A 24000-nucleotide genomic window follows, 5' to 3' on the forward strand; every position below is an offset into this window, starting at 1 on the left:
GATGGGTGTGAGACTCTGTGTAATGGCGAGTCTCGAACTAGACGGTCTCCGGAAGGAGTTCGACGGTGGCTCCATCGTGGCGGTCGACGACGTCGACCTGTCCATCGACGACGGGGAGTTCGTAACGGTGGTCGGCCCGTCGGGGTGTGGGAAATCGACGACGCTACGGATGATTGCCGGGCTTGAACGGCCGACGAGCGGTCGTATCCGTATCGGCGACGAGGACGTGACGGACGTCCACGCCCGCAAGCGCGACGTGGCGATGGTGTTCCAGAACTACGCGCTGTACCCGCACAAGTCCATCCGCCAGAACATGGCCTTCGGCCTCCGGATGAGCACGGACCTCTCGAAGGAAGAGCGCGAGGAGCGAGTCACCGAGACGGCGGAGATGATGGGTATCGGGGACTTGCTCGATGACACGCCGGACCAGCTCTCCGGCGGGCAGAAACAGCGGGTCGCGCTCGGGCGCGCCATCGTCCGGGAGCCGGACGTGTTCCTCTTCGACGAGCCGCTGTCGAACCTCGACGCGAAGCTCCGGACGACGATGCGGACGGAAATCCAGCGCCTGCAGGAGGAACTCGGCATCACAGCCGTCTACGTCACCCACGACCAGGAGGAAGCGATGACGATGGGCGACCGCATCGTCATCCTCAACGACGGGGAGCTCCAGCAGGCCGGTCGGCCGAAGACGGTGTACGAGAACCCGACGAACCAGTTCGTCGGCGGCTTCGTCGGTTCGCCCTCGATGAACTTCCTCGACGTGACCGCGGAGCCACTCGGCAGCGGCATCCGGCTCACCGGTGCTCACGACGACTTCTCCTACGACCTCACGGGCGGCCGTGCCAGTGCCTTCGGCGACATCGAAGGCGGTTCGTACGTGCTGGGTATCCGACCGGAACACGTCTCCGTCAGCGACGGCGGCGACCAGAACGCCGTTCCGGCGACGGTCGACGTGCTCGAGCCCATCGGTAGCGACAACTACCTCTATCTCGATCTGGGCGAATCGAAAACCGGGTTCGAGGGCGACGGTGCGCCGGATTTCATCGCCAGGGTGAGCACCGACGTAGAGCCGGCCATCGGCGACCGCGTGCAGGTGTCGTTCGACGAATCCGCTGTCCATCTGTTCGACCCGGGGACCGGCGAGACGGTTACAGCCGGCGAGGACGCGCCCGTCGCAGCACCGCAGTAAGGGATAGGCAGTGTCCACGTCCGGGCGTAGTCACTGTTTTCGACCAGTTATAGAGTCCCTACGGCCATCCGCTACGTTTGCGAGTGCGCGAGCAGCGCGGTCCGTAAAAAACCACTCGCGGGCGCTCAGCGGCTCGGCAGTTTACTCGCGGGCGCTCAGCGGCTCGGCAGTGAGCTCCCCGGCGTCAGCGAGGTGGGCGACGGTTGCCAGCCGGAGCGCGTGGGGCCAGCCGAGCGGCGTGCCACAGTCCGGCGTCCCGTCGTCGAACAGTTGCTCGGGAAGGTAGCCGCTGGACTGGACGAGCGAGCCGCCGGGAAGGATCTCGTCCAGCAGGTCCCGGGAGCGGCCGTAGGCCGCCGTCGCTCGGCTGTCGTCGGCGTCACGCAGGAGCGCACCCAGCTGGGCGGCACTGTTTGCGCCCCACGCCGTCGAGACGGTCCAGACTTTCTCGCGGTCCTGCGAGCCGCGCCGCCAGTCGTCGCCCTCGAAGCGGATGAGACCCCGGATGTCGCCGGTGTCCCGTTCCAGCCCGTCGAGTGTCGTCTCGACGTGGGTACAGAGCCGGTCGCGGGTCTCCGCCGGCAGGTCGATGGCCTCTGCAGCGACACGACAGGCCGCAGGGAGAGCCAGCGTCGCGGAGTCCAGTCGGTCGTCGATGGCTCCGTCGTGTTCGCGAAGGGCGTAGCGGTCACCGGTCCACAGCGCATCAAGGGCTGACAGCACTGTTTCGGCCTGTGACCGGGCGTGGTCCCGGAGCGCGGCGGAGACCGGTGCGCGGGCGACGGCCGCGTAGGCGTGCAGGAAGGTCGCAGCGGTGTGCGTGAACCGACCCTGCATGTTCTCCCAGGCGTTCTGGCAGGCGATGGGGAGGCCGTCGTCGGCCAGCGTGTCGTCGATGCTCTCGACGGCGCGCCCGAGCGTGGCTTCGATGCACTCCGGATTCGCCGGCTCGCCGGTTCGAAGGTACGTCGCGAGGAAGGTGGTGACGCTCGCGGTCTGGTCGGCCTGGTAGTCCGCGTCCGAACCGCTCTCGAGCCGAGCGTTCGCCCAGCCCGGCGCGAGCGTCTCGTCGCCGGGCCAGACCCGGTGGGGCCAGCTACCGTCCGGTTGCTGGGTGCGACAGTAGAACGCGGCGGAGCGCCGGTGCCACGACTGTAGTCCGAGGTCGAACGTCCCGTCAGCTTCGAGCAGGAACGCCGAAATCTCGGCGTCGTCGCGGAACCATGTGTACCCGTACCCGCCGGAGGTGACGTAGTACGGGTCGAAGTCCGGCGCGGCGATTCTGGCCCCGTTCGCGGCCGAAAGCAGCGAGAGGACGCGAAGGTCGGCCACGACGCTCTCGCGGTTCGGCGTGTCCGCGGGCACGCTCCATCGCCGCTGTGCCTGGCCCGCTTCGAGTAGCGTCTCCGAGGTGTAATGGTCGCTCACCAGCCGGTCGATGGTCGACAGCGCCGCGTCACGGCCGATATCGTTCGTGTCCGTCAGCAGCGTGGTCAGCGTGACGCCCCCGTCGACGAACGGCGCGGACAGCAGGACACCACCAGTCAGCGTCGTGTCCTCGTACCGTCGTTCCCCTGTCGCTCGGGGGAACGAGACCGGCTCACTGTCGACGAGTTCGGGGAACCGCTCGGGAATCTGGCCCTGAACGGCGTCGAGTTCGGTAGAGACGCCGACGAAGTCGTGTTCGGAGCGATGGTAGGCCTCGACGGTGTTTCCGTGCATCAGCAGGCTCTGTCGGCCGTCCCGCCCGTCAGGTGCGAAATCGACGAACGCCCGAAGCGACACGTCGGCGGGTGCGTCGCCGCGAAGTTCGAACCGGGTGACGTGGGCCTGCTCGATAGTGCAGTCCGTCTGGACGACGGCCCAGTCGCCGCAGTCGTGGATGGTCTCGACGACGCCGGCGTCACCGCGATACCGCTGGTCGGCGTCGGCGCTGAACCACGTCGTCGAACCCGTGTCGATGCCGAACCGAGAGCGGTCGATCCCCGTGAGCCCACACAGCGGATAGGAGTAGTCCCGCAGCGAGCCATCGCTGTCGACGTGCACCAACCGGCTGTCGAGTCCGGAGAAAGTGCCCGTCGTAGAGCGGAACTCGCCCGGGAACTGGTGGCGGCGGTCCCGGGTCCGCTTGAAGTCGTTAAGTGCCGTCCGGAGCGTCATTGGTGAGAGACACCACTGCGGGGGATATAAAATATGGTGTAATAGTTTTTCATTCTTGTGAGCGCGGTGTGGGCCAGTCGACGATACGGCCCATTGGGCGGCTTCGGGGGCGTTGGCGGGCCACACAGCACCGAAACACAGTTATCCGCCGCCGGTACCAGATGTGAACAGATGGACGATTCGACTCTCAGGGACAGGCTGGGGCAACTGGGCCTGTCGGAGAAGGAAGTCGACACGTACCTGTCGATTCTCGGCAGCGGCGAGGCCACGGCCAGCGAAATCGCCGACGACACCGGCGTCTCAAAACGGTACGTCTACAGCATCAGTGAATCGCTCGAAGACCGGGGGTTCATCGAGGTCAACGACCACGTCGTGCCCACGACGATACGCGCCCGGCCGCCCGAGGAAGTCATCGACGCCCTGACCGACCGGCTCGAAGAGATGAGTGGGGCGCTCGATTCCCGATACTCGGCGAGTGCGCGGGAACCACAGCAGTTCGACGTCATCAAGTCCCGGGTGACAGTCATCAAGCGGCTCACGGAGTACATCAGAAACGCGGAACGGGAGATCATGCTGTCGGTTCCCCAGCAGTACCTCCCGGAGATCTCGGAGGAACTGGTCGCGGCCGTCGACCGCGGCGTCCTCGTGATGCTGGTCGTCAGCAGCGCCGACGGCCTGGAGCCGGACGACGTGCGCGGGCTGGCCTCCGTGGTCCGGTCCTGGAACCAGCCGATGCCGATTATGCTCACCGTCGACGCCCAGTTCGGCCTCGTCTCCCCAGCGGAGATGGTGACACGCACCAACTCCGACCAGCGCGCTATCGCCTTCGTCCAGCAACAGCTCGTCCCCGTGCTGTCGGGGTCGTTCCTCGGGAACTACTGGCTGATGGCCACCGAGGAGACCGTCACCGACCCGGCCCCGCTCCCCGCCACCTACCACGACTTCCGCCACGCCGTCCTCCAGGCGACGCTCCATCTGCGCGCCGGGCACGACATCCACGTCTCCGCAGAAGTACGAGCGGTACAGGCCGACGACGACACCACCACCATCGAGGGGACCGTCGTCGAGACGAAACAGGGCGTCGCCGAGCCACAGACCAACTCCTACCCCATCGAACACACGCTAGTCGTCGATATCGGCGACCGGACTGTCTCGCTGGGCGGCTCCGGGTCGTTCATCGAGGACTACGAAACCGACGAAGTCACGCTCTCGCTGGCCGAGTGAAGAGAGCAGTCCGACAGCGGAGGCAAAACAGCCGTTCAGTTGCGCTGGCTCGGGTCCGGCCAGCGATAGATGACGTACGTTTCCGACTCCGGTTCGTCCACGGGAGCCCAGACGAGTCGAAGCGTCGCGTCGCTCAGGTCCAGAGATTCCCCAGTCGTGATACCGGAGAACTGTCCACGATGGATCGTGATTTCTGTCCCCGACGTAATCCGCGTCGAGGCCTGTGCCTGTATCGGGTCGGTGTCAAGCGTCACGTCGCTGCCGTCGGAACTCCTGGCACCGGAGACGACGACAGTGAGGTTGTCCCGGTAGACGGTTTCGCCGCTTTCGAAGCTGAGATTCAGATACTCCCCATTGCCGGTAGTCCGCTCGCTGTAGTCGGCCACGATAGCGACCTGCGGTGCCTGCGTGGGTCGCTGCTCGCTGAAGCCGAGCGCGAACACACCGATGGTGGCAGCGAGAATTGCAGCAATTCCGACGAGGATAACGACGCCAATGACTGGGCTCACGGCCCGACTTCGCCCGTCTACCCGACTCATTGAACACAGGTGAGAACTGGGTATATAAAAGGAACAGCGTCGACTCAGCGTTCGATATCCGGCCGCGAAACGGCCCGGTTACGCCGTCGGAAGTAGCGTTTCGGGGAGGTCGCCCGGCAGTTCGTCGCGGTCGTGGTCGGCCTCGAAATCGGGGTCGGGCCCCATCGGGACGATGCGCTTCGGGCTCACGTCGGGGTGGGTGGTGTAGTAGTGCTCCGTGATGTGGTCCATGTTCACCGTCTCGGCGACGCCGGGGAGCTGGTAGAGGTCCCGGAGGTACGGCCAGAGGTTGTCGTACTCGCGGATGAGCTTGTGGTTGCACATGAAGTGGGTGTGGTACACTTCGTCGAAGCGCACGAGCGTCGTGAACATACAGATGTCCGCCTCGGTCAGGCGGTCGCCGGCGAGGAAGCGCTGGTCTTCGAGCACGCTGTCCCAGTGGTCCAGGGCGTCGAACAGCTCCGCGACGGCCTCGTCGTAGGCCGACTGGCTGTTCGCGAAGCCACAGCGGTAGACGCCGTTGTTGATGGGCTCGTAGATGTCGTCGATGATCCGGTCGGCCTCGTCCTGATAGCCTTCGGGGTAGAGGTCGACGTCGTTGTCGGCCACGTCGTCGAACTCAGTGTCGAGCATCCTGAGGATCTCCTCGGACTCGTTGTTGACGATTGTCTCCTCCTGTTTGTCCCAGAGCACCGGGACCGTCACGCGGCAGGTCGCGTCGGAGTCGGCCGCGACGTAGACCTCGCGGAGGTAGTCCGATCCGTTGACCGTATCCGGCGTGCAGCCGGCCTTGTCTGGCGTGAACTGCCAGCCACCTTCGGCGCGGAACGGGTCCACGTAGTCGACGGTGATGGCGTCTTCCAGGCCCAGGAGCTTTCGAGCGACCAGAATCCGGTGGGCCCACGGGCAGGCGCGACAGGCATACAGGTGATACCGGCCCGCCTCGGGCTGGAACCGCGCGTCGGGGTCGTCCTCGACCCGGTCTCGGAAGGTGGTGTCCTGCCGGTCGAAAGCCCCGTCCTCGTCTGTCGTTTCGTACGCGTCAGTCCGCCACTCGCCGTCGACGAGCATATTCATGGTAACAGTCGTACGCGCGCGAGTGGTAAAAGAGCGCGGTGACAGCGGTGTTACCGGTCCAACACCGATGTTCCCGACGCTACCGAGAGCAGGGACTCCAGCAACGACAGCAACGGTCAGTCCGGGGCCGCTGGCGGTCGCGGGCCGGTGTATGGGACACCACGGCACGCCGCCGGGCGGGTTCGAAGCCCTTATTGGGCCGCTCGGCGACGTATTCTCCAAGAGTACCTATGTCGGACAAACCCGCCTCAATGTACCGGGACATCGACAAGCCCGCGTACACCCGACGCGAATACATCACAGGCATTCCCGGGTCGAAGATCGCACAGCACAAGATGGGCCGCAAGCAGAAGGACGCCGACGACTACCCCGTCCAGATCAGCCTCATCGTCGAGGAGACCGTCCAGCTCCGTCACGGCTCGCTGGAGGCTTCCCGCCTGTCGGCCAACCGCCACATGATCAAGGAGCTCGGCGAAGAGGGCGACTACAAGATGACCCTCCGGAAGTTCCCCCACCAGGTCCTGCGCGAGAACAAGCAGGCGACCGGTGCCGGGGCCGACCGTGTCTCTGACGGGATGCGCGCCGCCTTCGGGAAGATTGTCGGCACCGCCGCCCGCGTTCAGGCCGGCGAGCGACTGTTTACCGCCTACGTCAACGTCGAGGACGCAGAGCACGTCAAGGAAGCGTTCCGCCGCGCCTACAACAAGATCACGCCCTCTTGCCGCATCAAGGTCGAACGCGGCGAAGAGAAGCTGATCGCGTAGGCCTCGCGTCTTTTCCACCGTTCGAATAGCCGTAGCGGTTGCACTGCTACCGGTCAGTGCTCGTCTCGACAGGCCCGGCTACGGCTCGCCGTCCGAGAGACGCACAGTGAGAACAGGCACGTCCGCCGTCCGAACGACCTTCTCGGTGACGCTCCCCAGTAGAAACCGGTCCAGGCCGCTCCGGCCGTGGGTTCCCATGACGATCATATCGACGCCCGCAGTCTCGGCGTAGTCGAGGATCTCCTCGTAGGGATCACCCATTCGGCGCTCGGCGACGACAGCCGTGCCGTGGTCAGCGATATCGTCGACCGTCTCGTCGACGACCTGCTCGGTCTGTTCCTGCAGCGATTCGATGGTCGTCGCTTCTGCTGCGGCGCTTCCGAGATAGGTCGAGTCGACGACAGAGAGAACGTGAATCGTCGAGTTGTGCGTCTCTGCCAGTTCGAGCGCGTGTGCAAGCGCTTCGTCCGCGCCGTCACTGCCGTCCGTCGGGAAGAGAATGTCGTCGTACACGCGTGGTCTATTATTCCCGGACATACTTAGCGCTTATCTGTCATTTCCGCCAATAGTTGCGTATTCATCCATTATACGCTGCAATTCTGTGGCTAGCGAGAATAGGTACGCGACGCGCAGCAGAGTCCGGTCATCGTGTGCCGAGAGCGGCTGCGAGCGTGTTTTATCCCTCCACGACAACTGCAAGCTATGCACAGGCTGGCCGTCGCCACGAACGCCGAGACCTTCGAGCGGATGCAGGGGCCGCTGGCGGCCCGTGACATCGAGGTGGGCCACGTCAAGACAGCCGAGCGGACGCTGGCGCTCGACGAGCGTCCCTTCGACGCGTACGACGTGGGCTTCGTCTACCCCTCCCGAATCATGGAGGGAGCGGTCGCCGACGCCATGCTGGACGTGCCGTGGGTCAACGACCGCGAGGCCATCCTCCGCTCGCGGAACAAGGCCGACGTGCTGGCGCGTCTCGGCCGTGCAGACGTCCCCGTTCCCGAGACTGTCGTCGTGTCGAACCCGGCGAGCGAGGCCGAGCTAACGGCGGCCTTCGAGCGGTTCGACCCGCCCGTGGTCGTGAAGCCGAACTCGACGACCCGCGGCGTCGGCGTGGCCAAGGCCCACGATCTGGATTCGTTTCTCGGCATCGTCGACTACCTCGATCTGGTCCACGACTACCGCGCGGTCGGCGACCAGTCGTTTCTCGTTCAGGAGTCCGTCGCCGACGCCGCCGACTACCGCGTGATGGTCGTCGACGGCGAGTACGTCGGCGCGGTGGAGCGCCGACTCCCCGAAGCGAGCCGCGAGCAGGGCCGGTGGAAACACAACGTTCACCGCGGGGCCGAAGCCGAAGGGCAGGAACTGCCAGCGGCGCTACGGGAACTGGCCGAAGACGCGGCCGACGAACTGGAGATTCCGTACCTCGGCGTCGACCTGCTGGTGACCGAGGACCGCGCAGTGGTCAACGAGACGAACGCCCGGCCGACCATCGACTCGGCGACGAAGTACGAGGACGGCTTCTGGGACGATCTGGCGGCGTTGATACGGCAAACGGCTGAACAGTAGCAGTGCAAGCGTGCTGTTGCTGGCACGCAGAAAACCAGAACCGTGTATTGGGCGCGCTACAGTTCGATGTCGGCGGAGTCCTCTTCGGGGTCGAAGGTGACTTCGAGGATGCCGTTGTTGTACGTCGCGGCGGCTGAGTGTTCGTCGACGCGGGTCGGCAGGGTCAGTCGTTCGTGGTACTCGCGCTCCGGACTTTCGGCGTTGATCGTGAGGACAGTGCCGTCGCACTTGAGGTCGATTGCGTCCTTGTCGACGCCCGGAACGTCGGCGACGACCCGGATCTCCTCGTCGGTTTCGTGAACGTCGACGTGGAGGTCGGCCCCACCGCCACCGGTGTCCCGGTCGATGTGGACGTCGCCTTCGGCCCCCATCATCTCGTCCATCATCCGCTCTATTTCCCGGAAGAACTCGTCGAACGGGTCGTCACTGTCATCGCGTCTCATTCCTATAGACCAGTACGCCCGTCCGTTTCAAAAGCCTTCGGACGAATATAGTACCTGTTACAGACGCCGTCGAGCGGGTACTCTCACACGAACGGTCACCTTCACTATTAATCATTCGCACTCGAACGCGCATAAACAAACACAAATTTACAACAAATCCGAAAACACTTTACACTGACCGACTGCCTCTCTAGACACCAATGAGTGAGCCAGTCCGCGTCGGCCTCAACGGCTTCGGCCGTATCGGCCGCAACGTATTCCGCGCATCGTTACACAACGACAACGTCGAAGTCGTCGGTATCAACGATGTGATGGATGACTCTGAGATCGACTACTTCGCCCAGTACGACACCGTCATGGGCGAACTCGAAGGGGCCAGCGTCGACGACGGCGTCCTCACGGTCGAGGGGACCGACTTCGAAGCAGGCATCTTCCACGAAACAGATCCCACACAGCTCCCGTGGGACGACCTCGATGTCGACGTGGCCTTCGAGGCGACCGGCATCTTCCGCACCAAGGAGGACGCGAGCCAGCACCTCGACGCCGGGGCCGACAAGGTCCTCATCTCCGCGCCGCCGAAGGGCGACGAGCCGGTCAAACAGCTCGTTTACGGCGTCAACCACGACGAGTACGACGGCGAAGACGTCGTCTCGAACGCCTCCTGTACGACCAACTCCATCACACCGGTCGCGAAGGTCCTCGACGAGGAGTTCGGCATCAACGCCGGCCAGCTGACGACGGTCCACGCCTACACCGGCTCGCAGAACCTGATGGACGGCCCGAACGGCAAGCCCCGCCGTCGCCGCGCGGCCGCCGAGAACATCATCCCGACCTCGACCGGTGCCGCGCAGGCGACCACCGAGGTCCTGCCCGAGCTTGAAGGCAAACTCGACGGGATGGCCATCCGTGTCCCGGTGCCGAACGGCTCCATCACCGAGTTCGTCGTCGACCTCGACGACGACGTGACGGAGAGCGACGTCAACGCCGCCTTCGAGGAGGCCGCTGCCGGCGAACTCGAAGGCGTGCTCGGCGTCACGAGCGACGACGTCGTCTCCTCGGACATCCTCGGGGACCCGTACTCCACGCAGGTCGACCTGCAGTCGACGAACGTCGTCTCCGGGATGACGAAGATCCTCACCTGGTACGACAACGAGTACGGCTTCTCGAACCGGATGCTCGACGTGGCCGAGTACATCACGGAGTAGTCGTCGCCCGGCCGTTTTATTCAGGAACTGGTCAAAATAGAAGGAAAGTTTATCACGATTGTTCGCAAAACATCTTGGTACACACAGAGTGTGAATCAGTTCCACACAACTGGTCGGCTCTGTGTGTCGGCGCAGTCAGCCGTATCCGCAGTCGACAGCCCGTGACCCACAGTTGGGTACAGCGGACGAGGGACCACCACTCACTCCCACCCCATCCCTTCTCTCCCTTTCCGAGTCAGTAGCCGAGGCAGAAGGCGTAGTGACGGTATGGCTCGGCCGGGCGAACCGGCCGCTATCGGACTCGGAAACCGTTAAGCGGTCGGCAGGTTTCCTCCCGAGTGATGACCTTCCAGACGCTCGACGACCTCGACGACGGACAGCGCGTCCTCGTTCGACTCGATCTCAACTCACCGGTGGAGGACGGCACAGTACAGGACAATCGACGGTTCGACCGCCACGCGGAGACGATCAGCGAACTGGTCGACCGCGGGTTCGAGATCGCGGTGCTGGCTCACCAGGGCCGCCCGGGTCGCGACGATTTCGTCTCACTCGAGCAACACGCCGACATCCTCGCGGAACACATCGACCACGACGTGGACTTCGTCGACGAGACCTATGGGCCGCAGGCGATTCACGACATCGCGGCTCTCGACGGCGGCGACGTACTCGTTCTGGAGAACACGCGGATGTGCGACGACGAACTGCCCGAGGAGGACCCCGAAATCAAGTCACAGACGGAGTTCGTCCAGACGCTGGCCGGGGAGTTCGACGCCTACATCAACGACGCCTACTCGGCGGCCCACCGCTCACACGCCTCGCTGGTGGGCTTCCCGCTAGTCATGGACGCCTACGCCGGCCGCGTGATGGAAACCGAGTACGAGGCCAACACCGCCATCGCCGAGAAGGAGTTCGACGGGCAGGTGACGATGGTCGTCGGCGGGACGAAGGCCACCGACGTCATCGACGTCATGACCCACCTCGACGAGAAGGTCGACGACTTCCTGCTGGGCGGCATCGCCGGGGAACTGTTCCTCCGGGCCGCTGGCTACCCGGTCGGCTACGACATCGACGACGCGAACCTCTACGACGAGCAGTGGGAGCAAAACAGCGAGAAGATCGAGTCCATGCTCGAAGACCACCGCGACCAGATCACGCTCGCGGTCGACCTGGCCTACGAGGACGAGAACGGCGACCGCGCCGAGCAGGCTGTCGACGATATCGAGGAGAAAAGCGTCTCCTACCTCGACGTCGGCAGCGAGACCGTCATGGAGTACTCGCCGATCATCCGCGACTCCGAGGCCGTCTTCGTGAAGGGCGCGCTGGGGATGTTCGAGGACGAGCGGTTCTCTGTCGGCACCGCAGGCGTGCTCGAAGCCATCGCCGACACCGACTGCTTCTCCGTCGTCGGCGGCGGCGACACCTCACGAGCTATCGAGATGTACGGGATGGAAGAAGACGAATTCGGCCACGTCTCTATCGCGGGCGGGGCCTACATCCGGGCGCTGACCGGCGCGGAACTGGTCGGCGTCGAAGCGCTACAGCGTTAACTGCGGCCTTTCGTCTCCGCGTGTCGCAGGTCCCAGTCCTCGATTAGTTCGTCAGGCACCTCGACGATTCGCCCGGTTTCGGTCGGTTCCGTCCGTGCGTGACGGCCAGTCCAGTCGTGGTCAGCGTCGGGCGTAGCTGCCATACACCGCGCTACCAGCGGCGAGAATAAATTCCTTCCGCCAGGATGTTGTAAGTAATTACTCGGTTCCGAGTCTATATTGCGTCTCCGGGAAGCGAAGTGCTTTCCGCCAGCCGTGCTGTATCTGGGGTATGTTCACCGGAATCGTCGAGACGACCGGCGAGGTGCAGGCGGTTATTGACGACGAGGGCGGGCGTCGGATGCGGATCGGCGCGCCGTTCGAGGGACTCGACCACGGGCAGTCGATCAGCGTCAGCGGCGTCTGTCTCACCGTCGAGAAGGCGGCCGACGGCGAGTGGTTTGAGGTGTTTCTCGCCCGGGAAACCCTCGCTCGGACGTTCTTCGACGACCTTTCGGGCGGCGACCAGGTGAACCTCGAACGGGCGATGCCCGCGGACGGCCGGTTCGACGGCCACATCGTCCAGGGCCACGTCGACACGACGACCGAGATTGTCGGTATCGAACAGGAAGGCGAGGACTGGACGTTCACCTTCTCCCTGCCCGAGGCCCACCGGGACTATCTGGTTCAGAAAGGGTCGATAACGGTCGACGGCATCAGCCTGACCGTCGCCGACCGTCGCTCCGAGGAGTTCGACGTGGCGATCATCCCGACGACGTACGCCGAGACGACGCTGTCCGAGAAGTCGGTCGGCGAACCAGTCCACCTGGAGGTCGACGTGGTCGCGAAATACGTCGAACAGTTGGTCTAGGGGTCGAACTCGGTCTGTTCCGGGCGAAGCGCAGTCTCGTCCGGGTCCTCGTGAGCGCGCTTGTACGCCTGCCGGTAGGCGTGAACTTTCTTCAGCAACAGCAGGCCGAAAATCGAGTCGTACACGATGACGAACCCGAAGAAGGCAACGAGGAAGTCGACATTATAGATGCCAGCCAGAATAGCTGTCACCGGGCCGGCCAGCGTGTTGTAGACGGCGTGGATGAGCGAAGCAATGAGCAGCCCTTTCAGAACGATCGGGCCGGCGTCGTCGGGGTTGAACTTCGCCAGCCCGAGGTAGTAGCCGGCGAAGGCCGAGTAGATGACGTGACCCGGCCCCGCGAGCGCTCTGATCGCGGTGATGTCGCTGCTCGCGGCGAGTAACTCGACCGTCCCGGTAGCCATCTCGGCGTTCTGTGTGATGTACAGCGCGTTTTCGATAGTCGCAAAGCCGAGACCGGCGACAGCGCCGTACACCGCACCGTCGACGACGGCGTCGAAGCGGTTGTCACGGAAGGCGTACAGGCGTACCGCCAGCAGTTTCACCGTCTCCTCGACAGGACCGACGATGAGGAAGAAGAAGAACACCTGGCCGAGAAACGGCACCAGACCGAATCCGGAACCGATAGCCTGTATCGGCGCACCGAAGATGCCGTTGAGCACGCCCGCAAAGCCGGCGAACAGCACACCGAGGAGGAACGTCCCCACGAGCAGCGTCAGCGGCTCCTGGGTGGTCACGTCGGCGTAGTAGATGTAGGCCGCGAGTCCGAGCGCCGGCACGGCAGAGAGGATGGCCATCCCGGCAAACAGCGGCTGGTCGCTGAGCGCGCCGAGGCTCCCGAACGCGACCTGCAGGAGGAGGATCAGAATGGCTGCAAGGATGACCAGATACCGCAGCGTCCGTATTCCGATGTGGTAGAGCCAGTGGGCGAACCGGTCCAGCCTCGACCGGGGCTCCCAAGTCGATATCTCATAGAGGTCTGCCGACCCGTCCGCGTTTACCTCGACCGGGTCCTGCCGTCGCTTTCCCATGTGCCACGTCTACAGGCCGCCTCACCTAACCGTTTGGTTCGACTATATCCGAAGGGACACTGAACGGCGTCGTAGACGACGCCGGAGGAGCCAGAGACGGCCCTGCTACCGGATCTTTGCAGAGGAGACGAGAGGCTTTTCGCACAGGCTCACTAACGGTGACGTATGACGCTACGTGCGGGTGTACTCGCTGTTCAGGGCGATGTCTCTGAACACGGAGACGCGATCAGGCGGGCGGCAGCGGCCCACGACCAGACGGCGGAGGTCGTCGAGATACGCGAGTCCGGAGTCGTCCCCGACTGCGATGTGCTGTTGCTACCGGGCGGGGAATCGACCACGATATCGCGGCTCATCCACCGGGAGGGCATCGCCGACGAAATCCAGTCCCACGTCGAAGCCGGCAAGCCGGTGCTGGCGACGTGTGCCGGGCTCATCGTCAGCGCGAGCGACGCACAGGACGACCGCGTCGACACGCTGAACGTCATCGACGTCTCCGTCGAGCGCAACGCGTTCGGGCGACAGAAGGACAGCTTCGAGGCCCCACTGGCGGTCGAGGGTCTCGACGACCCGTTCCCGGCGGTGTTCATCCGCGCACCGGTCATCGACTACGTCGGCACGGACGTCGAAGTGCTGGCGACGTGGGACGACCACCCAGTCGCGGTCCGTGAGGGACCGGTCGTCGGCACGTCGTTCCACCCCGAACTGACCGAGGACCCGCGCATCCACGACCTGGCCTTTTTCGACTCGGTGGAGTCGTAGCGACGGCCTGAAGGCCCCGCTGACCGAACGGCGGCTATGAGCGACGACACCGGCGACGTTATCGACGAACTGTTCGCTGTCATCGAGGACCGCAAGGCGAACCTTCCCGAAGACTCCTACACGGCGTCGCTGTTCACCCACGAGAAGGGCGAAAACGCCGTGCTGGAGAAGCTCGGCGAGGAGACGACGGAGTTGATTCTAGCAGCTAAAGACGACGACACCGATGAGCTCGCCCACGAATCGGCCGATATCGTCTATCACCTGCTCGTCCTGTTGTCGATGAAGGACATGGACGTCGACGATTTGCGGGCGGAGTTGGCCAAGCGGCGGTGAGACGATCCGTCACCAGGTGAGAGGCCGCGACAGATTGACACGGACACAGTTCCTATCAGGGGTATGGGCCATGTGGCGTCGGGCGTTACAGTCCTCTGTGTCGATGACGAACCGTCGTACGCAGACCTGATCGCGACACATCTCGAACGCAACGACGAGGCGATCGACGCCACCGGGGTCACGAGCGCTACGGACGGACTGTCATATCTGGACGAGCACGACGTGGACTGCATCGTCAGCGACTACGACATGCCCGGCATCGACGGGCTGGAGTTTCTGGAGGCGGTCCGCGCCAGAGACCCGGATATGCCGTTCCTGTTATTTACCAGTCAGGGGAGCGAGTCACTCGCAAGCGAGGCAGTCTCGGCCGGTGTCACTGACTATATTCAAAAAAGACATGGGTCCCAGCAGTACGCCGTGCTCGCGGAACGAGTCCGAAACGCAGTCGAACGAGTCAGAGCGAAAGCAACGGCCGATACCGCACAGGAGCGGACGAAACGGATTCTCGACGTGACGAGCGATGCGGTCCTCGTCAGCGTGACCGACACCGTCGTGTATGCGAACCCGGCGGCGGTGGGGTTTTTCGGCGCAGCAGACAGCGACGACCTCTGTGACCGGCCACTGACCGACCTCGTCGAACCGACAACGGACGGCGGGACCGAGACCGTTGAACGCGTCGTCGAGAACGGCCAGACGGCCGGCCAAGTCAGCCGGACGATACGGACCCTCTCTGGCAACAGAGTGCAGGCCAGCGTCACGGCGTGTGACGTGACCTGGGACGGCGAAGACGGCACAGTTTCGGTCATCAGCGACCGGGGCGATACGGACGAGCGCGAACAGCGGCTCGAAGCGCTGCACGAGGCCACCCGGCAATTGATGGCCGCAGAAGTCCGCAACAAAGTCGCCGGTATCGGGGTCAACGCCGCCGCCGAGATTATCGGACTCGACGCGAACGCCGTCCACCTCATCAACGACGATGGGCAACTGGAACCCGTCGCCGCGACCGCGTCGCTCCGGCAGTTGGTCGGTGATATCCCGACATTCGAGCCGGGCGACAGCATCGCCTGGCGGGTGTACGAGCACGGCGAGGCGACCGCAGTGCCTGACGTGCGGTTGGAGGAAGACGTACAGAACCCCGAGACGCCGATACGCAGCGAACTGTATCTGCCACTGGGGGAGTACGGCATTCTCATCGCCGCATCGGCGACTATCGACGCGTTTGACGAAGCAGACATCGTCGCTGGACGCATCCTCGCGGCGAACATGGAGGCGGCCCTCGCCGCTGTCGAGCGCGACAAACAACTCCGTGACCGTGAGCAGGAACTATCGACGCAAAACGACCGTCTGGAACAGTTCGCGACAGTCGTCAGTCACGACCTTCGCAACCCCTTAAACGTCGCTATCGGCCGACTGGGTACGCTGAGAGAAGAGTGCGACGACGACAACATCGTTGCGATAGAGCAGGCGCTCGACCGGATGCAGGCGTTGATTGACGACCTGCTGTTGCTGGCCCGGACCGGCGACAGCGTCGCGGAGATGGAAACGGTGGCACTGGCGACGGCAGTCAAGGACTGCTGGGAGGTAGTCGATACCGACGGCGCGGCACTGGTGGTCGACACCGACCGCAAGATACAGGCGGACATGACGCGGCTCAAACAATTACTGGAGAACCTGATCCGAAACGCCGTAGAGCACAGCGCTACGGACAGTCGGATGCAGTCCGGCGGTACCGATAAACACGACGCTCCAGGCGTGACAGTGGCGATTAGCGAAATACCGGGCGGGTTCGCCGTCTCGGATGACGGCCCGGGCATCCCCGAAGCCGACCGAGAGAGGGTGTTCGAAAGCGGCTACTCGACGACGACTGACGGCACCGGGTTCGGACTCTCGATAATCTCACAGATCGCCACTGCTCACGGGTGGACGGTCACGCTCACCGAAAGTGAGAGCGGCGGCGCACGCTTCGAGTTTACAGGCGTCGACGTGGCATCGGAAGAATAGGGCGCTCAGTTGTCGTCTGCGTCGCGGGCTTCGCTCATGTGCTCCCAGATTTCGGTGCAGCCACAGCCATCCGCAACGTCCGCGAGATGCGCCCGCTCCGGATCGTCCGCTTTCGACTTGCTCATCGTCTCTGTCATGTAGTTACTGATAGTTACCGTAGTTGATAAGGGTCGTCTGCGGCGCGGTGGCAGCCCGCTCGCGGGCAGTCGTGCGCTGTATTCACTCGAATACAGTCCTACAGTAAAAATAGTCCAAAATATCTATGCTCGGAGCCTAGTCTGACCGTGGATTCTAACACGGAAAGTGCCGGTTCCGCCGGGCTGTGGCGACGAGCGGCGTCGAAATCGGACAGATCTATGCTGCCGTTCGTGGTCATTGTGGCCGGTGGGATCTTGATCCTGCTCGCGGTCGTTCAGGCGGTGCTGGCCTTTCGAGCCACCGGGTCGATACTGCTCGCGCTGCTCGACCTGCTGTTCATCGGCGGCCCGGGCGGCATGCTCATATACACGGGCTACTGGCTGCCACAGTCCGAGATCACTAAGCACCACTATCCGCGGATCATCGCGTGGGTGCTTGGCGGTATCGCCGTGATGTTCGGGTTCATCCTCCTGCGCGACCTCCATCCGGGCGTCACTGTCGAGTGGGCGAACGGGACCCAGGCCATCGCGCTGATGCTCGGCTCCATCGGTGGGCTAATAATCGGTATCGAGGAGACGAAGGCTACCATACGGACGAACCAGCTCGAAGCGTACACACAGCGGCTCGAAACCCAGGAGCAAGAACTCAAGCGACAGAACGAACAGTTAGAGCGGTTCGCCGGCGTCCTGTCACACGACCTCCGGAACCCGCTCAGCGTCGCGCGTGGCCGTCTCAAGCTGGCCCAGGCGGACCACGACAGCGAGCACCTCGACGCTATCGGGACCGCCCACGAGCGGATCGATACGCTCATCGAGGACCTGCTGACGCTCGCACAGCAGGGCGAGCAAATAAGCGACGTCGAACCCGTCGACATCGGGCCACTGAGTTCCGACTGCTGGGCGACTGTCGGGACTGGGAACGCAGCGCTCGAAACCGAAGCGATGCGGCCGATTATGGCTGACCAGGAGCGGCTGCGACAGCTCGTCGAGAACCTGTTTCGGAACAGTGTGGAGCATGGCTCCACGGGCAGTCGGACGGGGGCCGACGACATTGACGGCGGTGAGCCTGACCTGACGATTACGGTTGGAGAACTCGACGACGGGACCGGCTTCTACGTCGAGGACGACGGCCCCGGAATCCCCGAAATCGACCGGGAAACGGTGTTCGAGAGCGGCTACACGACAGGAGATGGCGGGACGGGGTTCGGACTTGCGATAGTCAAGGAGATCGCGGGAGCTCACGGCTGGCGTATCCGGGCGACAAGCAGTGAGAGCGGCGGCGCGCGGTTCGAAATAACTGGTGTCGAGTTCGCGCCCTGACCGGGTGACCGCGGTTATTCTTCGACTGGCGCGAACCGATGCCGGACGACCTCGCTGTCGTCGTCCCACTCGAAGCTGCCGTGGACTTTCTTCATCCGCTCTTTGTACGCGTCGAGGTCTTCCGACCCCTCACGCTGTGCGTCCTCGTCGGTCATGTCGCCCAGTGTCCGGTGTGTTACGTCTGTCACCGCGAACTCGGTGCCGTCGATCTCGAACGTGTCGCCCTCGTCGGCGTACTGGTGGCCGCGGTGCATCTGGGTGACCCGTCCCTCGGCGGCCATCTGCTGGACGTGGTCGTTGGGGAGAATCTCGCCGGCGTCGATGTGTGCCATACCGGAACTGCGGTCGGGACGCTCAAAAACGTGACTCGCAACAGTTTGGGGAGCGATTGAATGCGCTTTTACGCTCCGGACGTCAACGTGACCTATGAGCCATCCCTTCGAGGGTCTGCCGACGACGCCCACCGCCGAGGAGCTCGTGGACAAAGCCTTCTCGCGGGCGTCGCGCGCCGGCGGGGCCAAGGACGGGAACGAAGCCCAGCAGTCGATGCTGATGACGGCGTCGAACATCGCCTCCGACAACATGGAGAACGTGGTGACGGCGTGGCCGACGATCGACGATCTGGACCCCTTCTATATCGAACTCGCCGACGCGGTCATCGGCGAAGCCTACCCCGCAGACAACGACCCCGGTATCGACGCGCTGAAACAGCACCTCGCAGAGGTTTCGTGGGCCGCCGACAAGGTCGTCGAGATCCGCCAGGAGTACGAGAGCCGCGTCGCCCGCGGCGACATCGACACCGCCCGGAAGCTCCGCAAGCAGGCGTTCGCCCGTATCGCCGACGTGGTCGAGGAGGTCGAAGACAACCTCGCCGCCATCTCGACGGCGCACAACGCCCTCAAAGACATCCCCGACATCCGACCGGACGAGCCGGCCATCGTCGTCGCCGGCTACCCCAACGTCGGCAAGTCGTCGTTCGTCAACCGCGTCACGCGGGCCGACAACGAGATCGCCTCGTATCCGTTCACGACGACGCAGATCCGCGTCGGGCACTTCGAGGACCAGCGTATCCGCTATCAGCTCGTCGACACCCCCGGCCTGCTCGACCGGCCGCCGGAGGACCGCAATGAGATCGAATCACAGGCCGTGAGCGCGCTCGAACACCTCGCCGACGCCGTTCTCGTGTTCGTCGACCCCAGCGGCGAGTGTGGTTACCCGCTCGCGGACCAACTGGAACTGCGCAACGACATCGAAGCGCGCTTCGACGTGCCCGTACTGACGATTGCGAACAAGAGCGACCTCTCGACGGACGTCGAGGCCGACCACTACATGAGCGTCACCGAAGACGACAACGTCGACGGCGTGTTGCAGGCCGCTATCGACGCGGTGGGGTACGAGATCGAACTGCCGTTTGACGAGTAGCGAGACGCCGACCAACGGGAGGCGTCTCGAACACTCCGAGCGGGGAGCGAAGCGACCCGCGAGGACTGCGGTCACCAACGGGAGGCGTCTCGAACACTCCGAGCGGGGAGCGAAGCGACCCGCGAGGACTGCGGTCACCAACAGGCAGTGTCTTTGAAAACGCCGAACAAGGAACCGCAGTGGCGAGTCAGAACGGCTTATTCTAGTTCGTACGAGACACTGACAGAGGCGTCGACAGTGACATCGCCGGGCTGGATGCTCGTCCGTCCGCCGGCATCACTGGCGGCCATCGCTTCCGCGTACACGACGGCGCGGCCGTGGTCGCTGGTCTGGACCGTGACGGCGTCACCGACGGACCGATCCTCCGCAGCGGCGACGACTTCGGCGTCCGTTCGGGCGTTGTCCATCGCGGTCGTCAGGGCTTCCTCGCGAGCGGCCTGTCGCGTCTCCTCGCTCAAGGAGTAGCGCACGCCCTCGACGCGGTCCGCGCCGGCGTCGACTGCGGCATCGATGAGTGTCCCGGCAGTCGAAACGTTGCTCGTCTCGGCTTCGACGGTGTGGATCGCCACGTAGCCGACCTGTTCGCGGCCCTCTCGACTCTCCTCGTACTCGGGGCGGACCTGGAACCGCGAGGAGGTCACGTTCGCGCCCTCGTCTTCCAGCGCCGACGTAATGGCGTCGGCGTCACCGCTGAGGTTGTTGCGCGCTGCTTCGGCAGTCTCACCGCGGCCCACGGCGGCGACGGTGACGGTTGCACGGTCGGGCGCGCGTTCGACGGTCGCGTCAGCGTTGACGCTCACGGTCGAATTCGTCGACGGCGCGACGGCCCCGGTGTCCGCGAGTGCGAACCCGACGCCGCCGGCGACGAGCAGTGCCAGCACACCAGCGATTGCGAGTGGTCGTGATACCATATCGTCTCCGACACACCCAGTGGTATTTACATCGTCGAACGCTCAAAGTCGGCTTTGAGCGTCAGCCGTTCCGTTCGACAGTGACGTAGCGAACTTCCGTCGCAACGTCTCGGCCGGCCGCGTCATCAGCCAGAGCATCCAGTTGGTCGACAAGCAGTGGCTGCTCCGCGTCCGGCGGCAGACCGACGGTGACGATGACGCGGCGCGGCTGTTGGAATATCGCAGTGTTGGTGTACTCGATTTCGACCGTCAGCACGCGAGCCGGCGGGTCGACGCTGCCCTGGATGGCGTCGCGGATGTCCGACTCCGTCGTCGCCTGCTGGTAGGAGTCGAAGGTGACGCCGCCCAGGAACGCCGACAGGACGAGTATCGACAGGACGAGGACGCCGATTCGTTTGACAGTCGCCGACCGTGCGTCGCTCTCCTGGAACCAGTGTTCCGGGCGGTAGCCCTGGTACCAGAGCCCGACGAGCACTGCGAGGTTGATCGAGAGGACGTTCACCAGCAGGAGCACGGCGGACCCGAGACTGACGAGCGGCTGGCCCCACGCGATACCGATGCCGACCGTGGCCGCCGGCGGGATGAGCGCGACGGCGATCATGACGCCGACCAGTGCCGTCGAGACGCCGCTGGTGAGGCTGACGACACCGGCCGCGCCAGCGCCGAGCGCGACGATCAGCGAGAGGAAGTCGGGGGCGACCCGCTCGCGTATCTGGCCGACCGTGGTCACGTCGGCGAGCGGCGGGATGACGTTGGCGTACCGGACCAGCAGGGCGAAAACAGTCGCGCTTGCTACGGCGAGTCCGAGCCCGACGGCCTGGAGTTTGACGCCCTGAATGAACATCTCGTGGTCGTCGACAACGGTGCCGACGTTGGCGGTCATCGCCGGGCCGATGAGCGGCGCGATGACCATCGAGCCGACGACGACGGCCGGGGAGTCGAGCAGGAGCCCGGCAGTCGCGATAATCGCGCTGATGATGGTCATGAGCGCGTAGTTCGACATCGAGGGAGCGAGGTCGTTTGCCTTCGAGGTGAGTTCCTCTCGCGCGATGCGGTCTTCGTCTTCCTCCTCGGCGTACGTCTCCTCTAGCTCGTCGAACTGACTGGAGATGACGGTGTTCGCGTCCACGACGACCGTATAGCCGTCGTCGTTGATACCGACGTCCCGCAGCTCTTCGAGGACTGGTTCGAGTGCGTTGGTCGGGACTGGAAAGGTGACGACAGCGGTGAACTCCCGCCCGCTCGTCTCGTCGGTGAGCACGTAGTCGATGCCCTCCTCGGCCAACACGCCCAGAACGGCGTCGCGCTTTCCGGTCGGAATCAGTATCTGTACCAGCCGCACGGCTCCGGGTGGGACCCGCGAGGGTAAAAAAGCGGCTAGTTAGCGGGTCCCGGGTGCAGAACTGGAGCGAGACGCGGCTATGAATCGCGAAACAGTCGGTCCTCGGGAAACGGACGCGCTTTTCCCCGCCGGCGGAGTACACGGGGTATGTTCGAATCACGACCGGACCGGGACGCCGAGGTGGTGCTCGTCGGTCGGTCAAACGTCGGGAAATCGACGTTGATGCGCGAGATAACGGGCCACACGTTCGACACGGGCCAGCGACCCGGTGTCACGCGTTCGCCCAACCACTTCGACTGGGCCAGCGCCGATTTCGTCATCAGTGACCTCCCCGGCTTCGGGTACATGAAAGGCGTCCCCGAAGACGTCCGCGAGGAAATCAAGACCGACGTGGTCCAGTACGTCGAGCGGAACGCCGAGAACATCCTCGTCGGCATCCTCGTCGTGGACGGCAAGTCGGTCATCGACATCATCGACCGCCACTCCGGCCCCGACGAGATCCCACACGACGTGGAGATGTTTCACTTCCTCCGAGAAGTGGGCGTCGAACCCGTCGTCGCCGTCAACAAGATGGACAAGGTCGACGACAAGGACGACCGCTTGAACGAACTCTGTGACCGACTCGGACTGCACCCGCCATGGCAACAGTGGCAGGAGACTATCGCGCCGATCAGCGCGAAGCGCGGCTCCGTCGAGCCGCTGAACGAGGCCGTCCGGCACCACCTTCACGAGGCCCAGCGGGACGACCTGTTTCAGTTCTTCTGATCCACCGGCTCTATGCAGCGGTTTCTGGGTTCGTGATCGGTCTGCAGTAGCTTCGAGCCGTACTCAGGGGCCCTTCGGAACAATGAAAAGTCGGCATGGACTCGCCGGGTAGTAGTCTGAAATTTACACGACAACGGGGGGTTGTGTTTGGTAACGTTCATGTTAGATTCGCTCCAGTTGCTTCTTTCGAACCGCCATTTTCTCCTGATTCGTCCGCACGTCGTAGTGCTCGTACAGCACTTCGAGCGATACGTCGCATCGCTCGCTGACGATCTCCGGAGATACGTCGCTGTTCAGGTGGTACGTGATACTGCCGCGCCGGAGTCCGTGAGGTGACCGAGAAGACGGGCACTTACTGTGGGCCGCACGCGAACCCAGTGCCTCGCAGGTCGACGGGTCCGACGGATTAGCGTCGTGGGGACACCCATTGAGAACGCACGGCTGGGTGAGCTTGTTCACCCACTTGTAGATGGTATCACCTGTGGGCCGGCCGTGCTGCGAGGTGATGAGTGGCTTGCGGCCGTAGTCGTCAGTCCGTTCGTAGCGGTCGGGGTTGTCGAGGTAATCGTCGACGACCTGGTAATCACTCGGACCGAGGTAGACCCACCGCTCGCCGTCTTCACCGTTCTTGAGTTTCGTTCCCTCGTCGATTCGGTGCTCCAGTACCAGCGCGTAGTCGTCGGGACGAAGATCGTCAACGTCCAGTGACCGAAGGGCCGACCGGCGCATCGCCGTCTTCCACAGAATCAGGAAGACAACGTGGTCCCGGCTTGCGTAACGGTAGTCGTGAAGAAAGTCGAGTATCCGGTGTGCCCGGTCTGCGCTCAGGTGAACCTCACGGCTTTCGGCTCCGTCGGGCAGCTCGGGGGCATGGACCTTCTCGGCCAGCCCATCGTCGACGCCCTCGATGTCGGCCCAGTATCGGAGCGCTTCGCGAATCGTCGAGAGTTGTTTCTGGAGGGTCAGCGCCGCGATGTCTCCCCGTCGCCATGCCACGAAATCAGCCAAGTCGCGGCCGGTAAGGTTGTTCAGGTTCTCGATATCACGTTCCTCACACCATTCGTTGAAGAACCGGAGTCGCGTCTTCGCGTTTCGCATCGTACTCTCGCGGACGGAGGGTTCGCGGTGTCGGAGGAACCGCTCGATACCTTCCTCCGGCGAGAGATCCATCAGATCCTCGCTCATGCTTGCCCCCGTTTTCGCTTCCGGTAACAGCCCAGACAGCGGGATTCACCGGGATAGCAGAAGTTCTCACAGCCGTCCGTTTCGCATTTATCCACGTCTTCGATGACGCGGTCGCTCACGCAACCGCACCTCCAGACGGGACGTACCGGTCTCCGCAGGCTGGTCGACTGGCTATACCGCTGGTCGTTGGGCTACTTTCAATAGCCCGCTTGCTCTCGTACTTCATGGGT

At 63.9% G+C, this 24000-nt stretch carries 26 protein-coding genes; 13 read left to right on the forward strand and 13 right to left on the reverse strand.

Translation table 11 applies throughout. The features are described from left to right. The first annotated feature begins 22 nt into the window (after positions 1-22). Entirely contained in the window at positions 23-1189 is a 1167-nt protein-coding gene (locus VI340_RS13305; RefSeq protein WP_008307624.1) for an ABC transporter ATP-binding protein, read from the forward strand. Positions 1190-1330: 141 nt separating this feature from the next. Here VI340_RS13305 and VI340_RS13310 read toward each other — a convergent pair whose 3' ends face one another. Continuing rightward, positions 1331-3349 carry a glycoside hydrolase family 15 protein gene (locus tag VI340_RS13310; protein ID WP_336358520.1) on the reverse strand — a complete coding sequence of 673 codons (2019 nt, stop codon included), beginning with the start codon at positions 3347-3349 and terminating at the stop codon, positions 1331-1333. 171 nt (positions 3350-3520) lie between these two features. Between VI340_RS13310 and VI340_RS13315 the strand changes: the two genes are divergently transcribed. Continuing rightward, complete coding sequence (locus VI340_RS13315; protein ID WP_008307622.1) at positions 3521-4573, forward strand: TrmB family transcriptional regulator; 1053 nt, start codon at positions 3521-3523, stop codon at positions 4571-4573. A gap of 35 nt (positions 4574-4608) precedes the next feature. On the opposite strand, the gene VI340_RS13320 is transcribed toward VI340_RS13315, so the two are convergent. Both VI340_RS13320 and VI340_RS13325 read right to left on the reverse strand, forming a co-directional pair. Beyond that, positions 4609-5082 carry a type IV pilin gene (locus tag VI340_RS13320; protein ID WP_008307620.1) on the reverse strand — a complete coding sequence of 158 codons (474 nt, stop codon included), beginning with the start codon at positions 5080-5082 and terminating at the stop codon, positions 4609-4611. A gap of 108 nt (positions 5083-5190) precedes the next feature. Then, complete coding sequence (locus VI340_RS13325; protein ID WP_336358521.1) at positions 5191-6189, reverse strand: glutathione S-transferase family protein; 999 nt, start codon at positions 6187-6189, stop codon at positions 5191-5193. Between the two features lie 230 nt (positions 6190-6419). Here VI340_RS13325 and VI340_RS13330 point away from each other — a divergent pair, with 230 nt between their 5' ends. Further along, positions 6420-6953, forward strand: a complete 534-nt coding sequence (locus tag VI340_RS13330) for a 50S ribosomal protein L16 (protein WP_336329373.1) — start codon at positions 6420-6422, stop codon at positions 6951-6953. Positions 6954-7031: 78 nt separating this feature from the next. On the opposite strand, the gene VI340_RS13335 is transcribed toward VI340_RS13330, so the two are convergent. After that, positions 7032-7466 carry a universal stress protein gene (locus tag VI340_RS13335; protein ID WP_336329374.1) on the reverse strand — a complete coding sequence of 145 codons (435 nt, stop codon included), beginning with the start codon at positions 7464-7466 and terminating at the stop codon, positions 7032-7034. Between the two features lie 189 nt (positions 7467-7655). Here VI340_RS13335 and VI340_RS13340 point away from each other — a divergent pair, with 189 nt between their 5' ends. Next, positions 7656-8519 (forward strand): ATP-grasp domain-containing protein, encoded by an 864-nt coding sequence (locus VI340_RS13340; RefSeq protein ID WP_336358522.1) that lies wholly within the window; start codon positions 7656-7658, stop codon positions 8517-8519. A gap of 56 nt (positions 8520-8575) precedes the next feature. Here VI340_RS13340 and VI340_RS13345 read toward each other — a convergent pair whose 3' ends face one another. Then, positions 8576-8962: an Hsp20/alpha crystallin family protein gene (locus VI340_RS13345; RefSeq protein ID WP_004590910.1), complete on the reverse strand. Its 387-nt coding sequence runs from the start codon at positions 8960-8962 to the stop codon at positions 8576-8578. A 200-nt stretch (positions 8963-9162) separates the two neighbouring features. On the opposite strand from VI340_RS13345, the gene gap reads away from it, so the two are divergent. Then, on the forward strand, positions 9163-10167 hold the full coding sequence (gene gap / locus VI340_RS13350; protein WP_008307604.1) for a type I glyceraldehyde-3-phosphate dehydrogenase: 1005 nt from the start codon (positions 9163-9165) through the stop codon (positions 10165-10167). A gap of 341 nt (positions 10168-10508) precedes the next feature. Then, positions 10509-11714 carry a phosphoglycerate kinase gene (locus VI340_RS13355; protein ID WP_008307602.1) on the forward strand — a complete coding sequence of 402 codons (1206 nt, stop codon included), beginning with the start codon at positions 10509-10511 and terminating at the stop codon, positions 11712-11714. Here VI340_RS13355 and VI340_RS13360 read toward each other — a convergent pair. Then, positions 11711-11857, reverse strand: a complete 147-nt coding sequence (locus VI340_RS13360) for a hypothetical protein (RefSeq protein WP_008307600.1) — start codon at positions 11855-11857, stop codon at positions 11711-11713. The two genes, VI340_RS13355 and VI340_RS13360, sit on opposite strands and share 4 nt — an antisense overlap. Before the next feature lie 128 nt (positions 11858-11985). Here VI340_RS13360 and VI340_RS13365 point away from each other — a divergent pair, with 128 nt between their 5' ends. Beyond that, a complete protein-coding gene (locus VI340_RS13365) occupies positions 11986-12564 on the forward strand; it encodes a riboflavin synthase (RefSeq protein ID WP_336358523.1) in 579 nt (192 codons plus the stop codon). On the opposite strand, the gene VI340_RS13370 is transcribed toward VI340_RS13365, so the two are convergent. Beyond that, positions 12561-13595 carry a PrsW family intramembrane metalloprotease gene (locus VI340_RS13370; protein WP_336358524.1) on the reverse strand — a complete coding sequence of 345 codons (1035 nt, stop codon included), beginning with the start codon at positions 13593-13595 and terminating at the stop codon, positions 12561-12563. The genes VI340_RS13365 and VI340_RS13370 overlap by 4 nt on opposite strands. 165 nt (positions 13596-13760) lie before the next feature. Between VI340_RS13370 and pdxT the strand changes: the two genes are divergently transcribed. The 3 genes from pdxT to VI340_RS13385 all read left to right on the forward strand — a co-directional run bounded on the left by pdxT (position 13761) and on the right by VI340_RS13385 (position 16688). Beyond that, positions 13761-14354: a pyridoxal 5'-phosphate synthase glutaminase subunit PdxT gene (pdxT, locus tag VI340_RS13375; RefSeq protein WP_008307597.1), complete on the forward strand. Its 594-nt coding sequence runs from the start codon at positions 13761-13763 to the stop codon at positions 14352-14354. A 36-nt stretch (positions 14355-14390) separates the two neighbouring features. Further along, positions 14391-14687 (forward strand): phosphoribosyl-ATP diphosphatase, encoded by a 297-nt coding sequence (gene hisE, locus VI340_RS13380; RefSeq protein ID WP_008307596.1) that lies wholly within the window; start codon positions 14391-14393, stop codon positions 14685-14687. A gap of 63 nt (positions 14688-14750) precedes the next feature. Further along, positions 14751-16688 (forward strand): response regulator, encoded by a 1938-nt coding sequence (locus tag VI340_RS13385; RefSeq protein WP_008307595.1) that lies wholly within the window; start codon positions 14751-14753, stop codon positions 16686-16688. Between the two features lie 5 nt (positions 16689-16693). On the opposite strand, the gene VI340_RS13390 is transcribed toward VI340_RS13385, so the two are convergent. Beyond that, positions 16694-16825 carry a hypothetical protein gene (locus VI340_RS13390; RefSeq protein WP_275039403.1) on the reverse strand — a complete coding sequence of 44 codons (132 nt, stop codon included), beginning with the start codon at positions 16823-16825 and terminating at the stop codon, positions 16694-16696. Positions 16826-17044: 219 nt separating this feature from the next. Between VI340_RS13390 and VI340_RS13395 the strand changes: the two genes are divergently transcribed. After that, positions 17045-18145, forward strand: a complete 1101-nt coding sequence (locus VI340_RS13395) for a sensor histidine kinase (RefSeq protein ID WP_008307591.1) — start codon at positions 17045-17047, stop codon at positions 18143-18145. Between the two features lie 14 nt (positions 18146-18159). Here VI340_RS13395 and VI340_RS13400 read toward each other — a convergent pair whose 3' ends face one another. Further along, a complete protein-coding gene (locus VI340_RS13400) occupies positions 18160-18477 on the reverse strand; it encodes an ASCH domain-containing protein (RefSeq protein WP_336329382.1) in 318 nt (105 codons plus the stop codon). A 94-nt stretch (positions 18478-18571) separates the two neighbouring features. Here VI340_RS13400 and VI340_RS13405 point away from each other — a divergent pair, with 94 nt between their 5' ends. Then, positions 18572-19567, forward strand: a complete 996-nt coding sequence (locus VI340_RS13405) for an NOG1 family protein (protein WP_008307588.1) — start codon at positions 18572-18574, stop codon at positions 19565-19567. Positions 19568-19764: 197 nt separating this feature from the next. Here the strand turns inward: VI340_RS13405 and VI340_RS13410 are convergent, their stop codons facing one another. Beyond that, complete coding sequence (locus VI340_RS13410; protein WP_336329383.1) at positions 19765-20478, reverse strand: SIMPL domain-containing protein; 714 nt, start codon at positions 20476-20478, stop codon at positions 19765-19767. 61 nt (positions 20479-20539) lie between these two features. Beyond that, positions 20540-21820, reverse strand: coding sequence for a TIGR00341 family protein (locus VI340_RS13415; RefSeq protein ID WP_336329384.1), 1281 nt, complete (start codon positions 21818-21820; stop codon positions 20540-20542). Positions 21821-21967: 147 nt separating this feature from the next. On the opposite strand from VI340_RS13415, the gene engB reads away from it, so the two are divergent. Continuing rightward, positions 21968-22585 (forward strand): GTP-binding protein EngB, encoded by a 618-nt coding sequence (gene engB, locus VI340_RS13420; RefSeq protein ID WP_008307583.1) that lies wholly within the window; start codon positions 21968-21970, stop codon positions 22583-22585. Positions 22586-22747: 162 nt separating this feature from the next. Here the strand turns inward: engB and VI340_RS13425 are convergent, their stop codons facing one another. Both VI340_RS13425 and VI340_RS13430 read right to left on the reverse strand, forming a co-directional pair. Then, a complete protein-coding gene (locus VI340_RS13425) occupies positions 22748-23770 on the reverse strand; it encodes a tyrosine-type recombinase/integrase (RefSeq protein WP_336358525.1) in 1023 nt (340 codons plus the stop codon). Continuing rightward, the gene (locus VI340_RS13430) at positions 23767-23889 is read right to left on the reverse strand and encodes a hypothetical protein (protein ID WP_255359480.1); all 123 of its coding nucleotides are present in this window, start codon (positions 23887-23889) and stop codon (positions 23767-23769) included. The genes VI340_RS13425 and VI340_RS13430 overlap by 4 nt, the downstream gene beginning before the upstream one ends. Between the last annotated feature and the right edge of the window lie 111 nt (positions 23890-24000).

Origin of the sequence: Haloarcula sp. CGMCC 1.6347 (assembly GCF_037078395.1) — an archaeon.
Classification (GTDB): Archaea; Halobacteriota; Halobacteria; order Halobacteriales; family Haloarculaceae; genus Haloarcula; species Haloarcula amylolytica.